This is a genomic window from Pseudomonas agronomica, assembly GCF_025917275.1.
GTDB lineage: Bacteria > Pseudomonadota > Gammaproteobacteria > Pseudomonadales > Pseudomonadaceae > Aquipseudomonas > Aquipseudomonas agronomica.
Genome location: NZ_JAOSHO010001183.1, coordinates 1 through 213 on the forward strand (window position 1 = coordinate 1; position 213 = coordinate 213).

The window sequence follows — 213 nt, forward strand, 5'->3', positions numbered from 1 at the left end:
TGATCAAGGCCATGCACGAGGACGAGGCGCGCCTCAACATCCAGAAGCCGGACCTGGAGCCACGCGCCACGGACCATATCCCGGGCATGCTGGCGATGATCCAGACCCTGATCGACAAGGGCTACGCCTACGCACCGGGCAATGGCGACGTGTACTACCGCGTTGCCAAGTTCATGGGCTACGGCAAGCTCTCGCGCAAGAAGATCGAAGACC

1 pseudogene is annotated in these 213 nt (G+C 62.0%); it reads left to right on the forward strand.

Annotation, left to right across the window (positions count from 1 at the left end):
- Positions 1–213 (forward strand): annotated as a pseudogene (locus OC610_RS29475) (cysteine--tRNA ligase); the annotation flags it as partial.